Source organism: Pseudomonas sp. NPDC090592 (assembly GCF_044769185.1).
Classification (GTDB): Bacteria; Pseudomonadota; Gammaproteobacteria; order Pseudomonadales; family Pseudomonadaceae; genus Aquipseudomonas.
In genome coordinates this window covers 201292-207380 of the sequence record NZ_JBIVXJ010000011.1, presented here as the reverse complement: position 1 = coordinate 207380, position 6089 = coordinate 201292, and the positions used below count along the sequence as shown (strand labels likewise).

Sequence of the window (6089 nt, the reverse complement as noted above, 5' to 3'; positions counted from 1 at the left end):
AGGCTGACAACGCCTCTCCAACAGGCATGGCCACGTTGCAACAAATGTGGGAGCGGGCTTGCCCCGCGAAGCGCCGCGCGGGCGGCGCTCGATCTACCAGGCGCTGCAAATACTGCGACAAGCACCTGCCATCTCATAACGGCACACAGCACGACCTCTACCAACCTGTTAGCGACACGCTCATAGCTATTTGACACTATTCTGACGCCAGGCCCTTGTCCACCGGTTGGCAGCGTTGCCACTCTTGGCCTTCGGGAAAACCTGGCACACAGAAGGGGAATCGGCATGGGCGCGAGCAAGCACGGTGTGCTGGCCAACCTGGGCATGGCCCGCAAACTCGGCCTGGGCTTTGCCCTGGTGCTGGTGCTGACCCTGGCTGTGGCGGCCATCGGCATCGCCGCGTTACACAGCGTTGGACAGCGCTTCGACAGTTTGCGCCAATTGGCCCAGTTCAATACCGACCTGTTGCGCTTACGTCAGCATGAGCAGGCGTTTGCCCTGCGCTCCGACATTCAGCAGGCCGACGCCTTGCGCAGCGGGCTGCAGGGTTTGCTCGAGCGTGCCCGTGGCTTGCCGGCGCTTGCGGCAGCGCAGACCGACCTTGCTGCCTACGGCCAGGCGTTCGAAGCGTTTGTCGAGGCGGTACAGGCCAAGGAGCTGGCGCTGGACATGGCCAGCTGGTCGGTGTCCAGCGTGGCCAACAACCTGGATGTGCTTCAGGCCGGCCTGGCCGATGATGGCGTGTACACCCTGAAGCAGTCCCAGGGCCAGCAGGGCGGCGAGTTCCTTGAACAGGCCGCGCAGGTGGCCCAGGTATCGCGGCTGATGCTGCAAGCCATGGATGAAGCGCGGGTACGCCTGGAAAAAAGCCGCAAAGGCGAGGAGGGCGCTGGCCAGGAGCGCATCGCCCAAACGGTCGAGGCTGCCAGCCTGGTTGGCCATCTACAGGGTGCGGTGGCTGATGCCGGCTACCAGAGCGTACTGGGTGAAGTGGCCGGGCACATTGGCAGTTTTTCGGAAAAGCTCAACGAATATACCGACCAGCTGGCCCGTGAGCAGGGGTTGAAGGCCCAGTTGCAAGCCAGTGCCGAGCAGGTGACCGGGCGGGTCGACCAGGCCTATCTGGGGCAGGAGCAGGCCTTGCAGGGCGAGCTGCAGCGCAATGCCGTGGCCATCGGCCTGGCCACCTTGCTGGCGCTGCTGGTCGGTGTGCTCGCGGCCTGGCTGATCACCCGTGCAGTGGTGGGCCCACTCAAGCACGTCATTGCCCGCGCCCGGCGCATTGCAGCCGGCGAGCTGGCGTTTGACGCCCAGGCGCCGCGCGGTGACGAAGTGGGGCAACTGATGCAGGCCATGCAACAGATGGCGGCGGGGCTTTCGGGCATTGTCAGCGGCTTGCAGCAGGGCATCGAGCAACTGGCCGGCAATGCCCAGGCGTTGTCTGCTGTCACCGAGCAGACCAACCGCGAGGTGGGTAGCCAGAAGGAGGAAACAGAGCAGGTCGCCACTGCCATGCAGCAGATGACGGCCACCGTGCACGATGTGGCGCGCAATGCTGAAGAAGCAGCGCAGGCGGCCCAGGCGGCTGATGACAAGGTCGGGTCAGGCCAGCAGGTGGTGCGCCAGAGCATGCAGCGCATCGAGCAACTGGTGGCGGCGGCCGAAACCGCCAGCGCCGGTATCGACAGCCTCAGTGCCGAAATCCACACCATTGGCAATGTGCTGGAAGTGATCAAGAGCGTGGCCGAGCAGACCAACCTGCTGGCGCTGAACGCGGCCATCGAAGCCGCCCGCGCGGGTGAGCAGGGGCGCGGTTTTGCCGTGGTGGCCGATGAGGTGCGGGCGTTGGCGCGGCGTACCCGGCAGTCTACCGAGCAGATCGAGACCTTGGTCGCCAGCTTGCGTGGTAACGCGCAGCAATCGGTGGCGCAGATCCGTGGCAGTACCGAGCTGGTGCGCCTGGCGGTGGCTGATGCGCTGCAGACCGAGAGTGCGCTGGGCAGTATTGCGGCGGCGGTGTCGTTGATTCAACAGATGAACCAGCAGATTGCGGCGGCGGCCGAGCAGCAGAGTTCGGTGGCGGAAGAGATCAGCCGCAGTGTCACGCAGATTCGTGGTAGTGCCGACCAGGCGGCGTTGGCGATGCAGGACAATGCCCGGTCCAGTGTGGAACTGGCGCAGTTGGGCATCGACCTGAAGGGCATGGTGGGGCATTTCAGGCTGTAGTTTGGTCTGGCTGTTGTGGTGCCTGTACCGGCCCTTTCGCGGGCTCGCCCGCTCCCACAGGTATAGCGCTGTTCTCAGGTCCAGTGATATTCCTGTGGGAGCGGGCGAGCCCGCGAAGAGGCCGGTACAGGCAACAACTCCCCTCAAGCCTTGCGCGGGTTGAGGATCAACAAGGCCAAAACCCCCGCCACAATCCCCCAGAACGCCGAGCCAATCGAGAACAAGGTCAGCCCCGAAGCCGTCACCATGAAGGTAATCACCGCCGCTTCCCGCTCACGCGCCTCGCTCATGGCCACGGTCAGCCCGTTCATGATCGAACCAAACAGCGCCAGTGCGGCAATCGACAGCACCAGCTCTTTCGGCAAGGCCGCAAACAACGCCGCCAAAGTCGCGCCGAACACCCCGGCAATGCCGTAGAAAATCCCGCACCACACCGCGGCGGTGTAGCGCTTGGCAGGGTCTTCGTGGGCATGCGGCCCGGTGCAGATCGCCGCGCTGATCGCCGCCAGGTTGACCCCGTGCGAACCGAAAGGCGCCAGCAGCAGCGAGGCAAAGCCGGTGGCCGAAATCAGCGGCGAGGCCGGCACCTGGTAGCCGTCGGCACGCAGCACCGCCACGCCGGGCATGTTCTGCGAGGTCATCGCCACCACAAACAGCGGTATGCCAATGCTGATGGTGGCCGCCAGCGAGAAGCTTGGTGTGGTCCACACCGGTTTGGCCACTTCCAGGTGGAAGCCGCTGAAGTCCAGCAGGCCCAAGGCGCCAGACAATGCAGTGCCTACCAGCAGTGCAGCCAGCACGCAGTAACGCGGCGACAGGCGCTTGACCAGCAGGTAACTGAAGAACATGCCCAGCACCAGCAGTGTGCGGTGCTGCGCGGCAACGAAAATTTCGCTGCCGATCTTGAACAGGATGCCCGCCAGCAGCGCCGACGCCAGCGAAGCCGGAATGCGTTTGACCAGGCGCTCAAAGCTGCCCGTCAGGCCGCAGATGAGCACCAGCACCGCACAGGTGATGTAGGCACCAATGGCCTCGCCATAGCTCACCCCGCCCAGGCTTGTGATCAGCAAGGCCGCGCCGGGGGTGGACCAGGCGATGGTGATCGGGGTGCGGTAGCGCAGCGACAGGCCGATGCTGCAAACCGCCATGCCGATCGACAGTGCCCAGATCCACGACGATATCTGCGCGTTGGTCAACCCGGCCGCCTGGCCGGCCTGGAACATCAGCACCAGCGAACTGGTATAGCCGGTGAGCATGGCGATAAAGCCGGCGACCACCGCCGACGGGGAGCTGTCTGCCAGGGGCCGCAGGCGTGCGGAAGTGGCATTGGTCATGAACAAAGTCCTTGTAAAGGTGTAAGCAGTTTTTTCAGACTACAGCGCGCAAGGTTGATCCTTGCCATACAGCGGCCATTGCTTTTAGCCGTACAGTCGCCAACTATTGGGCACAAATGCAAAACTGCTTGGAAGGGGAGGGGCAATGTACAAGGTCTATGGCGACTACCAGTCGGGCAACTGCTACAAGGTCAAGCTGATGTTGAGCCTGCTGGGCCATCCGTATGAATGGCACCCGGTGGATATCCTCAAGGGCGAGACCGAAACACCCGAGTTCCTGGCGATGAACCCCAACGGCAAGGTGCCGGTGCTGGAGCTGGAAGACGGCAGCTACCTGTGGGAGTCCAATGCCATTCTCAACTTCCTGGCCGATGGCAGCGCATTCCTGCCCAGCGAACCGCGCCTGCGCACCCAGGTGTTGCAGTGGCAGTTCTTCGAACAGTACAGCCATGAGCCATATATTGCCGTGGCGCGGTTCATCCAGTTTTACCTGGGGCTGCCGGACGAGCGCGTGGAGGAGTACCGCAAGCTGCACAAGGGTGGCTACAAGGCGCTGAAGGTGATGGAGCGCCAGTTGCAGATGACGCCATACCTGGTGGGTGAGCAGTACTCGATTGCCGATGTGGCGCTGTATGCCTACACCCATGTGGCGCAGCAGGGCGGGTTTGACCTGGCTGACTACCCGGCAGTAAGGGCCTGGCTGGAGCGCGTTAGCAGCCACCCGCGGCATGTGCCGATGGTGGGCTGATATTCAACCTGCACCGGCCTCTTCGCGGGCGCGCCCGCTCCCACAGGTAAACCACAGTCTTCAGCCTTGTGGTAATCCTGTGGGAGCGGGCATGCCCGCGAAAGGGCCGGCACTGGTTGTCAAAAAACTTCAGGCCGACGCAAACCGCTCATCCAGGTAAGCAATGATGGCCTTGGACTCATACATCCAGGTCACCTTGCCACCTTCCTCGATGCGCAGGCACGGCACTTTCACTCGGCCGCCACCTTCTTCCAGGGCCTTGCGGTGCACCGGGTCGTTCTTGGCATCGCGCAGCGCCACCGGCACGTTCAACCGGTGCAGGGTGCGGCGGGTCTTGACGCAGAACGGGCAGGCATGGAATTGGTACAGCGCCAGGCCCTTGGCCGCTTGTTCGACGCGGGCCTGGGCGGCGGCGTCGCGCTTGCGCTTGGCCGGGCGGCTGATCCAGTCACCGAACACGATGAGCTGGCCGAGGCCAACCCGCAGGGCTTTGACGATCATGGGCAACTCCTGGAATGAAAAAGCCGACCCTGCAGGGTCGGCTTGGGGTCAGCAGCCAATCATTTGATCAGGCTGAGGAACTCGCTACGGGTGGCGGCGTTTTCGCGGAATTCGCCCAACATCACCGAGGTGATCATGGTCGAGTTCTGCTTCTCGACACCGCGCATCATCATGCACATGTGCTTGGCTTCGACCACCACGGCCACGCCCGCGGCACCGGTAACCTGCTGCACGGCTTCGGCGATCTGGCGGCTGAGGTTTTCCTGGATCTGCAGGCGGCGGGCGTACATGTCGACGATACGCGCGACCTTGGACAGGCCCAGTACCTTGCCCTTGGGCAGGTAGGCAACGTGTGCCTTGCCGATGAACGGCAGCATGTGGTGTTCGCACATCGAATACAGCTCGATGTCCCGGACCAGCACCATTTCGCTGTTGTCAGAGCTGAACAACGCGTTGTTGGTGACTTCTTCCAGGGTTTGCTCATAACCGCGGCAAAGGTATTTCATCGCCTTTGCTGCCCGCTTGGGCGTGTCGAGCAGGCCCTCACGGGAGACGTCCTCGCCAATCTGGCTGAGGATCTCGGTGTAGTTCTGTTCCAGGGACATGGATCTACCTGTGGGAAAAATCGCAAAAACGAAGGGTACGGCGGTGCGGGCGGCGCTGCAAGCGCGGCGTTACTCGTCGCGGCCTTCGAGCATGGTTCGCTTGAGCATGACATACACGGCACCGGTGCCACCGTGGCGGGCGCTGCACGAGGCAAAACCCAGCACCTGAGGGTGCTGGCGCAGCCAGGTGTTGACGTGGCTCTTGATCATCGGGCGCTTGCCGTCCAGGCGCGCGGCCTTGCCGTGGGTCACCCGCACGCAGCGCACCTCCAGCCGGGTGGCTTCGGCGATGAAGTCCCACAGGGTTTCGCGGGCCTTTTCCACGCTCATGCCGTGCAGGTCGAGGCTGCCTTCGAACGGAATCTGCCCCAGCTTCAGCTTGCGCAGCTGGCCTTCCTGCACACCGTCGCGGCGCCACATCAGTTCGTCTTCGGCGCCAACGTCGATAACGAATTGATCGGACATGCCGTCGATCACCAGGGCCTTGTCGCTACGCACGGTCGCTGCCTGGCGCAGGCCAGCCAGCTTCTGGCGGTCGGCCTTGGGCTTGCCGACGTCGGCACGGTCGTGGCGAATTTGCTTTACGCCGCGCACTTCAGCCTTGAACAGGGAAAAATCGTCGTCTTGCATGATGCCTCCACATGGGCGGCGTAGTTTACGCGAGTGTGGGGCGGT

General features: G+C 63.3%; 6 protein-coding genes and 1 pseudogene. 3 read left to right on the top strand and 4 right to left on the bottom strand.

The features are described from left to right. Nucleotides 1-285 precede the first annotated feature (285 nt). Nucleotides 286-1365 (top strand): annotated as a pseudogene (locus ACIQUI_RS12815) (HAMP domain-containing protein); the annotation flags it as partial. Continuing rightward, nucleotides 1345-2226 carry a methyl-accepting chemotaxis protein gene (locus ACIQUI_RS12810; RefSeq protein ID WP_403198847.1) on the top strand — a complete coding sequence of 294 codons (882 nt, stop codon included), beginning with the start codon at nt 1345-1347 and terminating at the stop codon, nt 2224-2226. The pseudogene ACIQUI_RS12815 and the gene ACIQUI_RS12810, both read left to right, overlap by 21 nt. A gap of 143 nt (nt 2227-2369) precedes the next feature. On the opposite strand, the gene ACIQUI_RS12805 is transcribed toward ACIQUI_RS12810, so the two are convergent. After that, nucleotides 2370-3560: a benzoate/H(+) symporter BenE family transporter gene (locus ACIQUI_RS12805; RefSeq protein WP_403198824.1), complete on the bottom strand. Its 1191-nt coding sequence runs from the start codon at nt 3558-3560 to the stop codon at nt 2370-2372. Between the two features lie 145 nt (nt 3561-3705). Between ACIQUI_RS12805 and ACIQUI_RS12800 the strand changes: the two genes are divergently transcribed. Next, complete coding sequence (locus tag ACIQUI_RS12800) at nt 3706-4308, top strand: glutathione S-transferase family protein (protein ID WP_403198822.1); 603 nt, start codon at nt 3706-3708, stop codon at nt 4306-4308. A 129-nt stretch (nt 4309-4437) separates the two neighbouring features. Here ACIQUI_RS12800 and ACIQUI_RS12795 read toward each other — a convergent pair whose 3' ends face one another. The 3 genes from ACIQUI_RS12795 to ACIQUI_RS12785 form a co-directional block, all read right to left on the bottom strand. After that, a complete protein-coding gene (locus tag ACIQUI_RS12795) occupies nt 4438-4809 on the bottom strand; it encodes a glutaredoxin family protein (protein ID WP_403198820.1) in 372 nt (123 codons plus the stop codon). Between the two features lie 59 nt (nt 4810-4868). Beyond that, entirely contained in the window at nt 4869-5414 is a 546-nt protein-coding gene (gene folE, locus ACIQUI_RS12790) for a GTP cyclohydrolase I FolE (protein WP_012271077.1), read from the bottom strand. Between the two features lie 69 nt (nt 5415-5483). Continuing rightward, nucleotides 5484-6044, bottom strand: coding sequence for a Smr/MutS family protein (locus ACIQUI_RS12785; RefSeq protein WP_403198817.1), 561 nt, complete (start codon nt 6042-6044; stop codon nt 5484-5486). Between the last annotated feature and the right edge of the window lie 45 nt (nt 6045-6089).